Origin of the sequence: Siminovitchia sp. FSL W7-1587 (assembly GCF_037963795.1) — a bacterium.
Taxonomy (GTDB): domain Bacteria; phylum Bacillota; class Bacilli; order Bacillales; family Bacillaceae_C; genus Siminovitchia; species Siminovitchia thermophila.
On record NZ_CP150169.1, the window covers coordinates 3,917,419 to 3,932,180 of the forward strand.

Here is a 14,762-nt window from a genome sequence, read left to right on the forward strand (position 1 = left end):
GGAAATACGATCAGAACTTCCGAGAAACGCGACTGGGAAAGTATTAAAGATTGTTCTGCGTAAAAAAGCCATCGAGCATGATGAGGAGGCATAACAATTGTTCGCGAAATATTTTGAAGAGTATCAAATCGGTGAGTCATGGCAGTCAAAAGGGAGGACCATTACCGAAGCGGATATTGTAAATTTTGCTTCTCTAAGCGGAGATTGGTATCCGCTCCATACGGACGCTGAATATGCACGGCAAACACCTTTTCAACAACGAATTGCCCACGGTTTGCTCGTTCTTTCTGTTGGATCGGGATTACTGCGTTTTGAACCTGGTATTGTAGTTGCTTTTTACAGTATGGATGAGGTGCGTTTTTATCATCCAACTTTTATTGGTGATACGATTCACGTAAACCTGGAAGTGACGGAATTAACAGGGCATAAGAATGAAACAGGTTTGGTGACGGTCCGTCAACAGTTGGTCAAGCAAACGGAAGAGGAAGTCGCCACATCAAAAGTGAAAATACTCGTAAATAAAAAATGAATGAACAAGATGTAGTACTTGAACGTTGTAAGTTTCTATAGCTTGCTGAAGATGTAAGCAGTCGGGTTTCTAAAAAGACAAAGTTGTTCAAGCTGAAAAAACCAGATTGATGTAGGGATATTTATACCGCGAATAAAGAGGGAGATACAAATGATGTTGCAGAAAGTTTTAGTGGCTAATCGTGGTGAGATTGCGTCCAGGATTATTCGCACGTTGAAGAGATTGAATATTCAATCCGTAGCTGTTTATTCCGAAGCTGATAAAGATGCCCCGTTTGTTCAGATGGCTGATGAAGCCTATTATATTGGGGAACCACAGGTGCAAAAAAGTTATTTGAATGTGGAGGCAATCATGGAAGCAGCTCGAAAAGCAAATATTGATGCGATTCATCCGGGATATGGCTTTTTATCTGAAAGCAGTGATTTTGCCATGGAGTGTGAAACTAATGGGATCACTTTTATCGGTCCCCAGGCGGGGATCATTCAAAAAATGGGCGATAAATTAGAAGCGCGTAATTTAATGAAACAGGCTGGTGTTCCAGTCGTTCCCGGCTCACAAAAGAGTTTACAACATATTGGAGATGCGAAACAACTGGCCAAAGAAATTGGTTATCCAATTATGCTGAAAGCAAGTGCGGGAGGCGGGGGAATTGGCATGTCGGTCATTCATTGTGAAGCTGAATTAGAGAAACATTTTAATCCTAGCCAAAAAAGAGCCGAAATGTATTTTGGCAATGGAGCGTTGTTCATTGAGAAATGGATTGAACATCCCCGCCATATTGAAGTACAAATTGCATGTGATCAAAAAGGAAATGCCCTTCATTTATATGAAAGAGAATGTTCCATTCAAAGACGGCATCAAAAGGTGGTTGAAGAATCGCCCACCCCCGCTTTGTCAAAAGAAGTAAAGGAGAATCTATTAAGGACAGCTCTTAAGGGCGCCAAGGAAATCGGTTATCAGAATATAGGAACGATGGAATTCATTTTTGATGAACATATGAACTTCTATTTTCTGGAAATGAATACGAGGCTTCAAGTGGAGCACCCAATAACAGAAGAAACGACTGGGGTTGATTTAGTTGAAATGCAAATAAACATTGCGGCAGGATACGAATTGGATGTTGAACAAACAGATATTAAACAACATGGACACGCCATCGAATGCCGGTTATACGCAGAGGATCCCGTGCGCTTTTTCCCATCTCCCGGCATGTTGACAACATTAAAATTACCTGAACATGGAGCCCGTTTTGATTTTGGTGTGGCAGAAGGAAATGTCATAACGCCATTTTACGATCCAATGATTGGAAAAATCATTACCCATGGCGGTACGAGGGGTGAAGCCATTGCAAAAATGAAAGAGGTTTTAGCAAAAATTGAGATTACAGGGGTAAAAACGAATTTGCCCATTTTAATAGACACAATGAATGATAGCCGTTTTACGGAAGGAATGTATACAACGAGCTTTTTAAATAAAGAAAAAAGGTACAGATGAAAGGTTGAGTGGTGATGAATCGAGAGCAAAACGTAATGAATGAAATAGAGCGGATTCGAAAAGGAGGGCCGCAGCGAAATCATGAGAAATTAAAGAAAATGGACAAGCTGTTTGTCCGGGATCGGCTTAGGCTCTATTTCGGCGAAGATAATATATATTATGAGACGGGCACATTTGCAAATGTTTTTGAGAAAGAGTTACCTAATGATGGCATCATAACGGGTGCTGGAAAGCTGGACGACAGACTCATTTATTTTACAGCAAGTGATTTTACGGTCAAAGCAGGGTCTATTGGAAAAAAACACGGTGAAAAAATTTTGCGCGCACAAGAAGCTGCGTTAAAAGGAAAGAGGCCTATTCTTTATTTAATCGATTCTTCTGGTGGAAGAATTGATGAGTCGAATGGCTACCATGTTGAAAAATACTCTGGCGGTAAAATTTTCTATAATCACAGTATTATGTCGGGGAGAATTCCCCAAATTGGCGTTTTATATGGCCCTTGCTTTGCAGGAACAGCTTATATGCCAGTGTTTTGCGATTTCGTGGTAATGGTGGAAGAAATGGCTGGGATGGCAATCGCTTCTCCGCGAATGGTTCAAATGGCGACCGGCCAAAAGGTGGATGTGGAAGAGTTGGGTGGTGCAAGAATGCACGCGGAGAAAAGCGGTTCGGTTGATTTTGTTGTCAAAACAGAAGAAGAAGCGGCCGAAACGGTCAAAAAATTACTGTCTTATTTGCCTGATCATTTTGAATTGGCGCCTGAAAGAGTAGCAGCCAAAAGCCCAAGTCGCAGTCCGGAAGAGATAGATCGGATTATCCCGCAAGAACCAAATCAGGCGTACGATGTGAAAGAATTAATTGACTGCCTTGTAGATGGAGACAGCTTTTTGGAAGTGAAAAAAGATTACGCGAAAGAACTTGTTACAGGTTTTGCAAGAATGGATGGCAGAACGATAGGAATCGTTGCCAATCAGCCCGCGGTGAAAGGAGGGGCTATTTTTCCAGAATCTGCTGATAAAGGGGCGAAATTTGTCTGGACATGTGATGCTTATAATATCCCGTTATTATTCCTTTGTGATACCCCCGGGTTTATGGTGGGTACTCAAGTGGAGCAAGCTGGTATTTTACGACGCGGGCGAAATTTTATATATGCAAGCTCCGTTGCTAATGTGCCCAAGCTATGTGTAGTTGTTCGTAAAGCGTATGGGGCTGGAATTTATGCAATGGCCGGGCCGGCATATGAACCGGACGCGACCATTGCTTTGCCATCAGCCGAAATTGCCATTATGGGTCCGGAAGCGGCGATAAATGCTGTTTATTTTAACAAGATTCAAAGCATAACCGATCCTAAAGAAAAAGTAGAAATGGTGAAAATGCTTCGGGATGAGTATAGGGCAGAATATGATATTTTTAAACTTGCCGGAGATTTAGTCATTGATGAGCTGATTATGCCCAGAAATCTAAGAAAAGAAATTTCCAATCGTTTTGAATTAATTGGAAGGAAAGATTTTCCACTGCCAACGAAAAAGCATAGTACCATTTTAAGCTAATGATTGCTTTGCGAAAACAGCAACATTCAAATGATCTCATTCTTGGACTTTTATTCACAATAGTTGGGAGGATAAAAAAATGAATGATATCTCAGTTATCAATCGTATTGCTGTTGGTGATATCGTGCGGCGTTCGGCAAGTCGGCATCCAAATAAAATAGCGATCATTGACGGGGAGACAAGAATGACATTTTCCCGGTTGGATGAAGCAGCAAATCAGTTTGCACATTATTTATTAAAAAAAGGATTCGAAAAAGGGGATCGGATTGTCACAATTAGCGCGAATTCTTGGCAGCTTATTGTGGCAATATTGGGTATTCAAAAAGCCGGATTGGTTTGGGTTCCGATCAATCCCGCTGTAAGTCTGAAAGAAAAGAATTTCATCATATCGGATGTAAAAGCGAAATTAATAATGGTCGATAAAGATTTTATTCAACAAGCCGATGTGATGAAAAAAAGCTGTCCCAACATATTATATATGGGTAGCCAAAGTAGTGACCAGAGCAGTTTTGAAGCACTCTTACATGGCGAAGATACATTAGAACCTGAAGTTCATATTCAAGATCGGGATTTGGCGCAAATTATGTATACAAGCGGTACGACTGGAAGTCCGAGGGGAGTAGCCATACCCCATGTCGCCGTTTTTATTTCCAGTTTGGGCAATATTGTCGAGATGATGATTAAAAAAGATGATATCGTGGCAGTTATCTTGCCAATTTTTCATTGTGCCCTGCACTCGGTTGTGATGTCTTTTATTCATATTGGCGGTACGATGGTCGTTTTTAGGCAATTTGAACCAGCTTCCTATCTGGAAGCGGTAAAAAAAGAAAAGATTACGATTATGATCGGACTTCCGATGATGTATCGTGCGCTGCTCCATGTTCCGACAAGAACGAAGAAAGATACTGAATCGTTGCGTTATTGTGTATATGCGATGGCGCCGATGGATGAAAAAACATTAAAAAGCGGTATTGAGGAATTTGAGGCAAAGTTTTGTTTAGCTACGGGGCAAACAGAGATGTACCCGGCAACCGTTATTTTTGGGCCAGAATATCAATTGAGCAAATTCGGATCGTATTGGGGGATTCCTTCTCTTATTAATGACACAGCCATTATGGGTGAAGATGGTCATATTTTAGATAAAGGTGAAGTGGGAGAAATTGTTCATCGCGGGCCCAACGTGATGGCTTGCTATTATAATCGGCCGGATGAAACTGAGCAAAGCCGTTTATATGGTTGGCATCATACAGGAGACTTGGGATATTTTGATGAAGATGGTTTATTAGTGTTTGTGGATCGAAAGAAAGATATGATTAAAACAGGGGGTGAGAATGTAGCATCCATTCTAGTCGAGCAAACTCTGCTCTTACATGAAAAGATTGAAAACGCTGTCGTCGTAGGATTGCCACATGCCCATTGGATAGAGGCAATCACCGCTTTTGTCATTCCGAAGGAAGGCGTAAATGTCACGAAAAACGAGATTGTCACGCATTGTAAAGAACATCTCAGTGCCTTTCAAGTACCAAAAGAAGTTATATTTGTTGATAAGCTGCCGATCACTGCCACGGGAAAAATTAGAAAAAATATATTAAGAGAGCAATACAAAACGTATTATACGGAGCAAACAATAACATAAAGAATTTTTTCAAACATTTCAGCAAATACAGGGAGGATATGATATGAAAGATGAAGTTGTTATTGTTACAGGCGGTTCTAGTGGATTAGGGAAAGCGATGGCGCGGCGCTTTGCGAATGAAGGCGCGAATGTCGTCATCACGGGAAGAAATGAAGAACGTCTGCAAGCTGTAAAAGATGAATTGATGGAAACGGCAAAAGGGGAAGTAGCATATGTTCCAATGGATGTCCGAAATATTGAAGATGTAAAACGAATGGTTGAAGAGACAATCCGCACGTTTGGCACGATCGATCACCTTGTGAACAATGCCGCCGGCAATTTTGTCGTGGCTGCCGAGGACTTAACCATTAACGGGTGGAACTCAGTCATTGATATTGTTCTGAACGGAACGTTTTACTGTACAAAAGCAGTGGGGCAGTATTGGATAAATGAACAGAAAAAAGGGACCATTTTAAATATGGTGGCCACCTATGCCTGGGATGCCGGGGCAGGGGTTGTTCATAGTGCCGCAGCCAAAGCTGGCGTGTTAAGTTTGACTCGCACCCTTGCCGTAGAATGGGGCAGCAAGTATGGCATCCGTTCAAACGCAATAGCTCCCGGACCAATTGAAGGAACAGGCGGCGCTGATAAGTTGGTGCTTTCTGAGAAAATGGCGGAAAGAACTTTACAATCGATTCCCTTAAAAAGGTGCGGCAAACCTGAGGAAATTGCGGCACTTGCCTATTTTCTCCTCTCAGATGAGGCTTCTTTTATGAATGGAGAAGTCGTCACAATGGACGGGGGACAGCATTTAAACCAATTTCCATTTTGATCATGGAATTGTGGAGAATGAGTGAAGTAGGAAAAATGTGCTTCATTGTATTAACGTTGTACTCATTTAGGAGAAAAATAAGCAGTATATGATCTTCCAGTGCGACGCTCATACAAATCATAAAGCGAAAGGAGATGGTAAAAATGAAGCAGATGCTTGTTGGCGATCCGATCAAGCTCAATTCTATTCGTTACCCGGAAAAGGTAGCGCTTTCATTTAAGGGGAAGAGATTTACCTATCGTCAATTTAATAATAGGGTCAATCAATTGGGCAACGCCTTACTGGATATAGGAATTCAAAAAGGTGATAAAGTGGCATTTATGTTGTTTAATGGCAATGAGTTATTTGAAATCATAGTAGCTTGCAGCAAAATTGGCGCTATGTATGTCCCGATAAATTCACGTTTTACAGCGAGGGAAATAAAGCATGTGTTAGATGATTCCGGAGCTATATTATTTATGTACGACTACCGTTTTGGTGATGAGGTTTCAAAAATTCACCAAGAATTGTTGACAACAAAATATTTTGTCACTGTTGGGAATCAAGATCGCTTATCTTTTACAATATATGACGAATGGATAGAACGTTTCCCTGCCAGCGAGCCCGAAATAGCGGAACCGTTAAGCGAGTTAGATGAATTATGTTTGATGTACACGGGTGGAACAACTGGGCTTCCCAAAGGGGCTATTCATACTCATAGAAGTTTATATCTCGTACTTACACACTTTAGTATTGAATTTTCAATTAGCCGAAATGGAAAGGGACTTGCTGCCGGGCCGCTGTTTGGTGCGGCTGCGATATCCATTGCAATGCCGAATCTGTTCGTGGGAAATCCGATTCATATAGTAGAACAATTCCATCCATTAGAAGTATTAAAAGCGATCGATCAGGAAAAGACCACTACCGCTTTTTTAGCGCCACCCATGTTAGACGCGATTTTTGCATTGCCAGATGAAATAAAAAATAGTTTTGATGTATCTTCAATGAAATCAGTTATTTCAGTTGGTGCACCACTACTGACTCGTACAAAGACAAAAGCGCTCGAGTTCTTTCCGAATGCAGAACTAAATGAATTTTATGGCGCATCTGAGCTTGGTGGCGCTGCCAATTTACATCATGAATATATGAGAAAAAAAGACCGTTGCGTCGGTTTGCCTATGTTGGGAATGGAATTAAAAATAGTAGATCAAGATGGCAAAGAAGTAAAGCAAGGAGAAGTGGGAGAAATCCTTGTTAGGGGTCTTACACTTTGCAAAGGATATTATCATAATGCTCAAGCCACGAATGAAGCTTTCCGGGGGGAGTGGCTTGGCTTAGGTGATATGGCTCGACAGGACGATGAAGGCTTTTATTATTTGGTAGAAAGAAAGCAAGATATGATTATCTCAGGAGCATTTAATGTCTATCCTGCTGAAATAGAGGCCGTTTTACATGAGCACCCTTCAGTACGGGAAGCGGCAGTGATTGGAGTCCCCCATGATCAGTGGGGAGAGGTGCCAATGGCGGTTATCGCTTTACATGATGATCAAGATGTTAGTGAGAGAGAAATCATTGAATACTGTACTGGAAAAATGGCGAAATATAAAATCCCGCATAAAGTCGAGTTTGTGAAGATGTTGCCAAGAAATTTACAAGGTAAAGTATTAACATATACTTTGAAAGAAAAGTATGGAAAAGTGAATCAATCCAACATCAATTAAAAGCGCTTTCGATTTCTTTGTACAATTGCCGCGGAGCATATGCGTTAATAGAATGAGATTAGGTGGTTATTGCACCAAAAAAGAGACACACTAGCTGGTAATAAAAATTATACTGTTTGGGATTCACAATGATGAAGAAGCGTTATTTGCCCCGCCCTTCATTAAGTGGTAATAAAATCCTTCCTTACTGTTTGGGATAAAGTAACCTCTTTTTCTGAAAGTCTATATGGCGAAGGCTGATTCATTCGCTAAAAGAGGTATTCGCTTGTATTTTTGCACGCTCTTTTAATTCTTCCGTCGCCCCCGGCATAAAATGATAAAAAAGCTGGGGAGGGGAAGAAGTATGCGTGCAGCAGTATTAGGGGCAGGATTGATGGGTAAGGAAGCGGCGAGGGATCTTGTAAAAGGGAAACATGTAGAGGCGGTGGGTTTGGCGGATATCGACTTGGAACGGGCAGAGGAAGTGTGCCGCCAAATACATTCCCCGAAAATAAAGGCGTTCCGTTTGGATGCGGGCAATTCGCAAGAGCTTGTTCGATTTTTACAACATTATGATGTTGTTCTCAACGCCCTTTTTTACTCATTTAATGAAAAGGTTGCAAAGGCGGCGATTGAAGCCGGAACGAGTGTGGTGGATCTTGGGGGACATATTGGCCACATTACCGATAGAGTCCTGGCGCTTCATGAGGAAGCTAAGAGGGCGAATGTTACTTTGGTTCCCGATCTAGGTGTAGCGCCCGGCATGATCAATATATTGTCTGGCTATGGCGCCAGTAAACTGGATTCCCCGCAATCGATCAAACTATATGTCGGCGGCATTCCGCTTCGGCCGGAGCCTCCGCTTGAATATCATCATGTTTTTTCTTTGGAAGGGCTGCTCGATCATTATACAGATCCATCCTTGATTATTCGTGACGGAAAGAAACAGGAAGTTCCCTCCTTATCAGAAGTGGAGCCAATTTATTTTGAAAAATTCGGGCCACTGGAAGCTTTTCATACATCAGGAGGAACGTCGACGTTGTCCAAGTCGTATCCGGAATTAAATACATTGGAATACAAAACGATCCGCTACCCGGGCCACCGCGACAAATTTCAATTGCTTGTCGACCTCCATTTAACCCGGAATGATTATTGGGTTCAAATAGGTAAAATGAACGTAAAGCCGCGTGATGTTTTACTAAAGGTACTCAACCCCATTACGGAATTGGGGGACCGGGATGACGTTGTTTTGCTGCGTGTCATTGTCTCAGGTGAAAAGGATTTTAAAAATAGAACATTTGCATATGAGATGGCGGCATATAAAGACCGCCGGGAAAACGTGACAGCTATGGCGCGAGCCACAGCCAATACGATCTCTGTCGTGGCCCAAATGATCGGAACTGGCGTCATTAACAAAAGAGGTGTGTTTCCTCCCGAACAGATCGTTCCGGGTCCGCTTTATATAAAAGAAATGGCAGACAGGCAGGTTTTGATCAAGGAGACCGAATACGAACGAGCTTGATATTATTCGTATCCAACAAGAATGCAAGAGAGGGCGAGACATAGTTAAAAACGAATTGCTATTCTTACAAATCGTGAAAAAACCGCGTGAAATCAAGGTTTTAAATTTGATTTCATGCGGTTTACTCATTTTTATATGGTTTTGGTCCTTCCTTTTCTGCAATGTGGATCGATTCAATCGGGTATTTTTGTGCTGAACTATTTTTTTACTAGATCATATCCGCTTTTTGAGGAATACTTGCCAATTTTTTAATCACTGCTTTAAGACTATTCACTTTTCGAAAATACAACCAACTTTTTCAAAAATGCTCAGGCACTTATCCTGAAAAACTATCTATCTAATCCAATATAAACTTTTTCCAAGTCACGAATAACGAGCAGAACATGTTACTCCTCAAACGGCCAGGCCGGAAGCATTTTATTTAACGGCTTATCTTTCCTGTAGCCCAACACATAATCTGCTTGCATGATTGTATGAATTTCCCGAGTTCCTTCATATATAACTGGCGCTTTGGAGTTTCTTAAGTAGCGCTCGACGGGATATTCGTTGGAATATCCATAAGCTCCATGAATTTGCACCGCGTCGTCTGCCGCTTTATTGGCAAAATCGCATGCTTGCCATTTGGCAAGGGATGTTTCCCGCGTATTTCTAACGCCTTTATTTTTCAACTCCCCGGCCCGATATACGAGCAGACGGCTCATTTGCAAGCCTGCTTCCATATTGGCGAGCATTTGCTTGACAAGCTGATGTTCCCCTATCTTTTTCCCGAATGTCTCTCTTTCATGGCAATACGTTAAGCTTGCTTCCAAACAGGCCATAATCAGTCCGCAGGCGCCCGCAGCTACTGTAAAGCGGCCGCTGTCCAGTGCAGACATGGCAATTTTAAAGCCTTCTCCTTCCTCGCCAAGCAAGTTTTCCTTTGGCACTTTCATATGATCAAAAAATATCTCGCCGGTATTTCCCGCGCGTATCCCCAGTTTGCCCTTGATGGCTTTTGATGAGAACCCTTCCATCGTTCTCTCTACGATGAACGCGGAAATGCCATGATGCTTTTTGCTTTTATCCGTATAGGCAAACACAAGGAAGTGATCGGCCACATCACAAAGGGAGATCCATGTTTTTTGGCCATTCAAAATATAATAATCTCCATCTTTGACAGCGGTAGACTGCATGGCGGCTACGTCAGACCCGGCATTCGGTTCGGTCAAGCCGAATGCTCCAATTTTTTTCCCTTTTGCTTGCGGCACCAAATATGTTTGTTTTTGCTCTTCTGTTCCCCATTGCAGCAGTGTCATGCTGTTTAAGCCGGTATGTACCGACACCGCCGTGCGAAAAGCCGTATCTCCTCTTTCAAGCTCTTCGCATACGATGGCGAGGGAGTTGTAGTCCATGCCGCTGCCGCCATATTTTTCCGGTATACAAACCCCCATTAATCCAAGGGTGGCAAGTCTTCTGATGATTTCCGGATGAAACTCTCCCTTCTCATCCCATTCACCGATATAAGGCATGATTTCTTTGTCTACAAAGTTGCGCACTGTTTTTCTCAATAACAATTGTTCCTCGGTAAAATCGAAATTCAATGGGACCCCTCCTCAAACGATATTGTTCATTTTCAAAGATTGTATTTGATCTTTTCCGTAGCCGAGAGCTTGCAAAACTTCTATTGTATGCTCTCCGGCATCAGGCGGGTAATATTTAATCGCGGCCGGTGTTCGTGATAGTTTTAACGGACTTCCAACCAGTTTGATTTCTCCGGCTGTTGGATGATCCATAGAATGGAACATACTTCTTGCTTGAAGCTGGGGATCGCTTTCCAATTGGTCCATACTTTGAATCGGGCCGCATGGAATGTTTTTCTCGCGGAAACGATTGATCCATTCGGCGGCCGTTTTTGTGAAAAGTTGCGTTTGCAAAAGCGGTATTAGCTGTTCGCGATGTTCGACCCGTTTTGAATTGGTCAGAAATCTTTCGTCGCATGCCAAATGGGGAACGTCCAAAATCTCGCATAATGTCATAAATTGCTTGTCAGTGCCGACAGCAATGACAACTTTATCGTCTTTTGTCGAAAAAGCTTGATAAGGAACGATGTTGGCGTGCTCATTGCCGATCAGCTTGGGAGCAACTCCCGACATTAAGTAATTGCTTGCCATATTGATTAAAGCGCTTACCGCACTGTCATATAGCGCCATGTCAATTTTTTGCCCTATTCCCGAATGCCGGCGCTCAATGAGGGCTGCTTGGATGCCAATGCAGGCATATAAACCAGTCAGTACATCGGATATGGCCACACCTGTTTTTTGGGGCCCGGAACGCTCGTCCCCCGTGATGCTCATGAGGCCGCTCATTGCTTGGATGATAAAGTCATAGCCGGCCAAATGCTTATATGGTCCTGTTTCTCCAAATCCGGTAATGGAGCAGTATACGAGTCCGGGGTTTATTTCTTTTAAAGATTCATAGCCCAATCCAAGGCGTTGCATTGTCCCGGTTTTAAAGTTGTTGATTAACACATCGCTTTTTCCAACGAGTTTTTTAATAATTTCTATGCCTTCGTCTGTTTTTAAATTGACAGTGATACTTTTCTTGTTTCTATTGGCGCATAAATAATAGGCACTCACTCCTTTTTTGAACGGGGGTCCCCATTTTCTCGTTTCATCTCCTCCATTGGGCGCTTCCACTTTAATGACTTCAGCACCCAAGTCCCCCAGTATCATGGAACAATACGGTCCTGCCAAAACTCTGGATAGGTCGAGCACTCTTATTCCTTGCAGTGCACCAGCCAGTGAATACCCCTCCTTCCAGCTTTTGAGTGAAAAATTTGCTGTATTTTGTCCTATATCATGTATATTCTATTAAAATTACAAATATTCCTTCTTATTTGTACTCTTTTCATGTTTGTTTTTGAGGGAGGCTCGTGCTAAACTATTTTTTACTATCTTATAGAAGTTGTGTCGACAGATAAGAAGGGATGGAAATGAAAAAAGATAACGTAATCCTTTTTCCGGGATTAAAAGAAAGGCTGTTCCGGAAGGGGATTGACAGCTTGGAAAATCATCAATATGCAGATGCGGTGAATTTGCTGCAGCAGGCAAAAGAATTGTCGCCTGAAGACCCTCAAATTGATAAAGCGCTTGTAATCGCTCTTTATGAAAAGGGAGATTATGAAGAAGCGAAAGATATTGCGAAAGAAATGCTTCTGCAAGGAGCAGGAGATTATTATGAAGTATTCGATCTTTATTTAATGATTTTAATACAATTACATTTGCATGACGAGGTGGTCCACACACTGGAAACCCTTTTTGAAGAGCAACATGTGCCGGAAGACAAAAGAGAGCACTATCAAACGCTTTTGAACTTTAGCAAAAAAACAGTTGACAATAAAAAGAACGATTTTGTAGAAAAATCCGTGTCCGCAGAAGAGGTAACCGAAGGAAGCTTTCAAGAGCAGATTATAAAACTCGGTTCGCTGGCTGATAAAAATATTCAGCCTTACTTGGAATCGGTTGTGGGGTTACTGAAGAATGGCCAGGCGCATCCGTTTTTACAGACAGTCGCTTTGAATGTTTTGAAAGAACATCACATCGAGCGAACAGTTGAAGTCAGAAAGCTAGGCTTTTCGGGGACATTCAATCCGTCAACTCTTCCAGACGTAACAGAAACACCTTTTTTTCAATCAGTTCAATCAGAGTTGGAAAAAGAACTTGAACATGAAAATCCGGTTTTGATGAGACAGGTCAAAGAAATGATAAAGCGCCATCAGTTCCTGATGTTTCCTTTTGAACCCGAATACGAAAAAATGATGCTATGGGCAGCCGTCTACCGCGGATATAGCCGAATGATGTACGGGGAGGATTGGAACAAAAAAAAGGCGGCGGAAAAACTTGGATTGGAAGAGACAGAGCTTGATGAAGTCCTCTCATTTTTGGAGCTTCTTGAACAAGTATCAGAACAAATGGGTTGAGTACATGGCTTTTCATGAAAATAATATTATGTTACAATGTAATGGTTATGCCAGTGCCAGTAATATCAAAAGTTATAAGGTTTACATAATCTTAAATAATGAAGTAATCGTGGTTGGAGGTAATAAATATGTCAGCAAAATGGGAAAAGTTAGAAGGAAATAAGGGGATTCTTACCGTGGAAGTTGATGAAGGAACGGTAAGCAAAGGACTTGACGAAGCTTTTAAGAAAGTTGTCAAGCAAGTGTCCATTCCCGGCTTCCGTAAAGGAAGAATTCCGCGTTCTTTATTTGAAAAGCGTTTCGGAGTAGAGGCCCTGTATCAGGACGCGCTTGATGTCATTCTGCCTGAAGCTTATATGGCCGCGATAAAGGAAACGGGAATCGAGCCGATTGATCAGCCGGAAATTGACATTGAGCAAATGGAACAAGGCAAAGAGTTAATTTTCAAAGCAACTGTCCAAGTCAAACCCGAAGTAAAACTTGGTGATTATAAAGGGTTAGAAGTGGAGAAGATGGATACGGAAGTAACAGACGAAGATGTGGAGAATGAATTGAAAATGCTCCAAGAGCGTCAAGCAGAACTCGTGATTAAAGAGGAAGGCAAGGCTGAAGAGGGCGACACGGTCGTCATCGACTTTGAGGGCTTTGTTGACGGAGAACCATTCGAAGGCGGCAAGTCAGAGAATTATTCGCTTGAATTAGGTTCGGGAGCCTTCATCCCTGGTTTTGAAGAGCAGCTCGTAGGGGTTGAGCCTGGTGCGGAAAAAGATGTGGAAATCACATTCCCAGAGGAATATCATGCGGAAGAATTAGCCGGCAAGCCTGCTGTTTTCAAAGTAAAAGTTCACGAAATTAAAGCGAAAGAGCTTCCTGAGCTTGACGATGAGTTTGCCAAAGACGTCGACGATGAAGCTGAAACACTTGATGAGTTAAAAGCATCGATCAAAGAACGTTTGACAAAAAGCAAAGAGCAAGAAGCGGATCAGAAACTGCGTGACACGCTCGTTGAAAAGGCGACGGACAATACAGAAATCGATTTGCCTGAAGTGATGGTTGACAATGAATTGCAGAACATGATGCGGGAGTTTGAACAGCGTCTGCAAATGCAAGGCATGAACCTCGATTTATATTACCAATTCTCCGGCCAGGATGAAGAAGCGCTTCAGAGCCAGATGAAAGAGGACGCCGAAAAACGCGTTCGCATGAACCTAACGCTCGAGGCTATCTCTAACGCGGAAAATCTTGAAGCAAGTGATGAAGACGTCGAGAAAGAACTTCAAAAAATGGCGGATACGTATAATATGTCTGTTGAAGAAGTTAAAAAAGCGTTCGGCGAAAACCTTGATCACATTAAAGCCGACTTAAAAATTCAAAAAGCAGTCGAATTTCTTGTTGAAAACAGTAAAACTAGTGCATAATATAAATAAACATAACGTTCACTTACTCAACATACGATAGATAAAACAAGGCGCGGGTTACTTCGTGCCTTGTTTTATACCAATTACAGATTTTGCCAGTGCGGGACCGCTCCCATCATTTTTCGCTATTCAAACATAAAAAGCTTCCGAAATACATACATAATA

Annotated in this window: 11 protein-coding genes; 9 read left to right on the top strand and 2 right to left on the bottom strand. The window is 42.1% G+C overall.

What is annotated here, in order from left to right; genetic code table 11:
• The first annotated feature begins 97 nt into the window (after positions 1–97).
• The 7 genes from NST31_RS18430 to NST31_RS18460 all read left to right on the top strand — a co-directional run bounded on the left by NST31_RS18430 (position 98) and on the right by NST31_RS18460 (position 9,221).
• Entirely contained in the window at positions 98–529 is a 432-nt protein-coding gene (locus tag NST31_RS18430; protein ID WP_339162515.1) for a MaoC/PaaZ C-terminal domain-containing protein, read from the top strand.
• Between the two features lie 150 nt (positions 530–679).
• Positions 680–2,023: an acetyl-CoA carboxylase biotin carboxylase subunit gene (locus tag NST31_RS18435; protein ID WP_339162517.1), complete on the top strand. Its 1,344-nt coding sequence runs from the start codon at positions 680–682 to the stop codon at positions 2,021–2,023.
• 14 nt (positions 2,024–2,037) lie between these two features.
• On the top strand, positions 2,038–3,573 hold the full coding sequence (locus NST31_RS18440; protein ID WP_339162519.1) for an acyl-CoA carboxylase subunit beta: 1,536 nt from the start codon (positions 2,038–2,040) through the stop codon (positions 3,571–3,573).
• Between the two features lie 79 nt (positions 3,574–3,652).
• Positions 3,653–5,209 (top strand): AMP-binding protein, encoded by a 1,557-nt coding sequence (locus NST31_RS18445; protein ID WP_205178289.1) that lies wholly within the window; start codon positions 3,653–3,655, stop codon positions 5,207–5,209.
• A 43-nt stretch (positions 5,210–5,252) separates the two neighbouring features.
• Positions 5,253–6,020: a 2,4-dienoyl-CoA reductase gene (gene fadH / locus NST31_RS18450; RefSeq protein WP_339162521.1), complete on the top strand. Its 768-nt coding sequence runs from the start codon at positions 5,253–5,255 to the stop codon at positions 6,018–6,020.
• A gap of 143 nt (positions 6,021–6,163) precedes the next feature.
• Positions 6,164–7,720, top strand: a complete 1,557-nt coding sequence (locus NST31_RS18455; RefSeq protein ID WP_339162523.1) for an AMP-binding protein — start codon at positions 6,164–6,166, stop codon at positions 7,718–7,720.
• Between the two features lie 313 nt (positions 7,721–8,033).
• Positions 8,034–9,221: a saccharopine dehydrogenase C-terminal domain-containing protein gene (locus NST31_RS18460; protein ID WP_339162524.1), complete on the top strand. Its 1,188-nt coding sequence runs from the start codon at positions 8,034–8,036 to the stop codon at positions 9,219–9,221.
• Between the two features lie 386 nt (positions 9,222–9,607).
• On the opposite strand, the gene NST31_RS18465 is transcribed toward NST31_RS18460, so the two are convergent.
• Both NST31_RS18465 and NST31_RS18470 read right to left on the bottom strand, forming a co-directional pair.
• Positions 9,608–10,801, bottom strand: a complete 1,194-nt coding sequence (locus tag NST31_RS18465; RefSeq protein WP_339162526.1) for an acyl-CoA dehydrogenase family protein — start codon at positions 10,799–10,801, stop codon at positions 9,608–9,610.
• 12 nt (positions 10,802–10,813) lie between these two features.
• Positions 10,814–12,001 (bottom strand): CaiB/BaiF CoA-transferase family protein, encoded by a 1,188-nt coding sequence (locus NST31_RS18470; protein ID WP_339165618.1) that lies wholly within the window; start codon positions 11,999–12,001, stop codon positions 10,814–10,816.
• Between the two features lie 191 nt (positions 12,002–12,192).
• Here NST31_RS18470 and NST31_RS18475 point away from each other — a divergent pair, with 191 nt between their 5' ends.
• Positions 12,193–13,179 (top strand): tetratricopeptide repeat protein, encoded by a 987-nt coding sequence (locus tag NST31_RS18475; RefSeq protein WP_205178281.1) that lies wholly within the window; start codon positions 12,193–12,195, stop codon positions 13,177–13,179.
• Positions 13,180–13,307: 128 nt separating this feature from the next.
• The gene (gene tig / locus NST31_RS18480) at positions 13,308–14,597 is read left to right on the top strand and encodes a trigger factor (RefSeq protein WP_339162528.1); all 1,290 of its coding nucleotides are present in this window, start codon (positions 13,308–13,310) and stop codon (positions 14,595–14,597) included.
• Positions 14,598–14,762: the final 165 nt, after the last annotated feature.

What these genes read in the sequence shown, in the direction of transcription:
- NST31_RS18435 (WP_339162517.1), top strand. Translation starts at nt 680, where the DNA reads ATGATGTTGCAGAAAGTTTTAGTGGCTAATCGTGGTGAGATTGCGTCC.
- NST31_RS18440 (WP_339162519.1), top strand. Translation starts at nt 2,038, where the DNA reads ATGAATCGAGAGCAAAACGTAATGAATGAAATAGAGCGGATTCGAAAA.
- NST31_RS18445 (WP_205178289.1), top strand. Translation starts at nt 3,653, where the DNA reads ATGAATGATATCTCAGTTATCAATCGTATTGCTGTTGGTGATATCGTG.
- fadH (WP_339162521.1), top strand. Translation starts at nt 5,253, where the DNA reads ATGAAAGATGAAGTTGTTATTGTTACAGGCGGTTCTAGTGGATTAGGG.
- NST31_RS18455 (WP_339162523.1), top strand. Translation starts at nt 6,164, where the DNA reads ATGAAGCAGATGCTTGTTGGCGATCCGATCAAGCTCAATTCTATTCGT.
- NST31_RS18460 (WP_339162524.1), top strand. Translation starts at nt 8,034, where the DNA reads ATGATAAAAAAGCTGGGGAGGGGAAGAAGTATGCGTGCAGCAGTATTA.
- NST31_RS18475 (WP_205178281.1), top strand. Translation starts at nt 12,193, where the DNA reads ATGAAAAAAGATAACGTAATCCTTTTTCCGGGATTAAAAGAAAGGCTG.
- tig (WP_339162528.1), top strand. Translation starts at nt 13,308, where the DNA reads ATGTCAGCAAAATGGGAAAAGTTAGAAGGAAATAAGGGGATTCTTACC.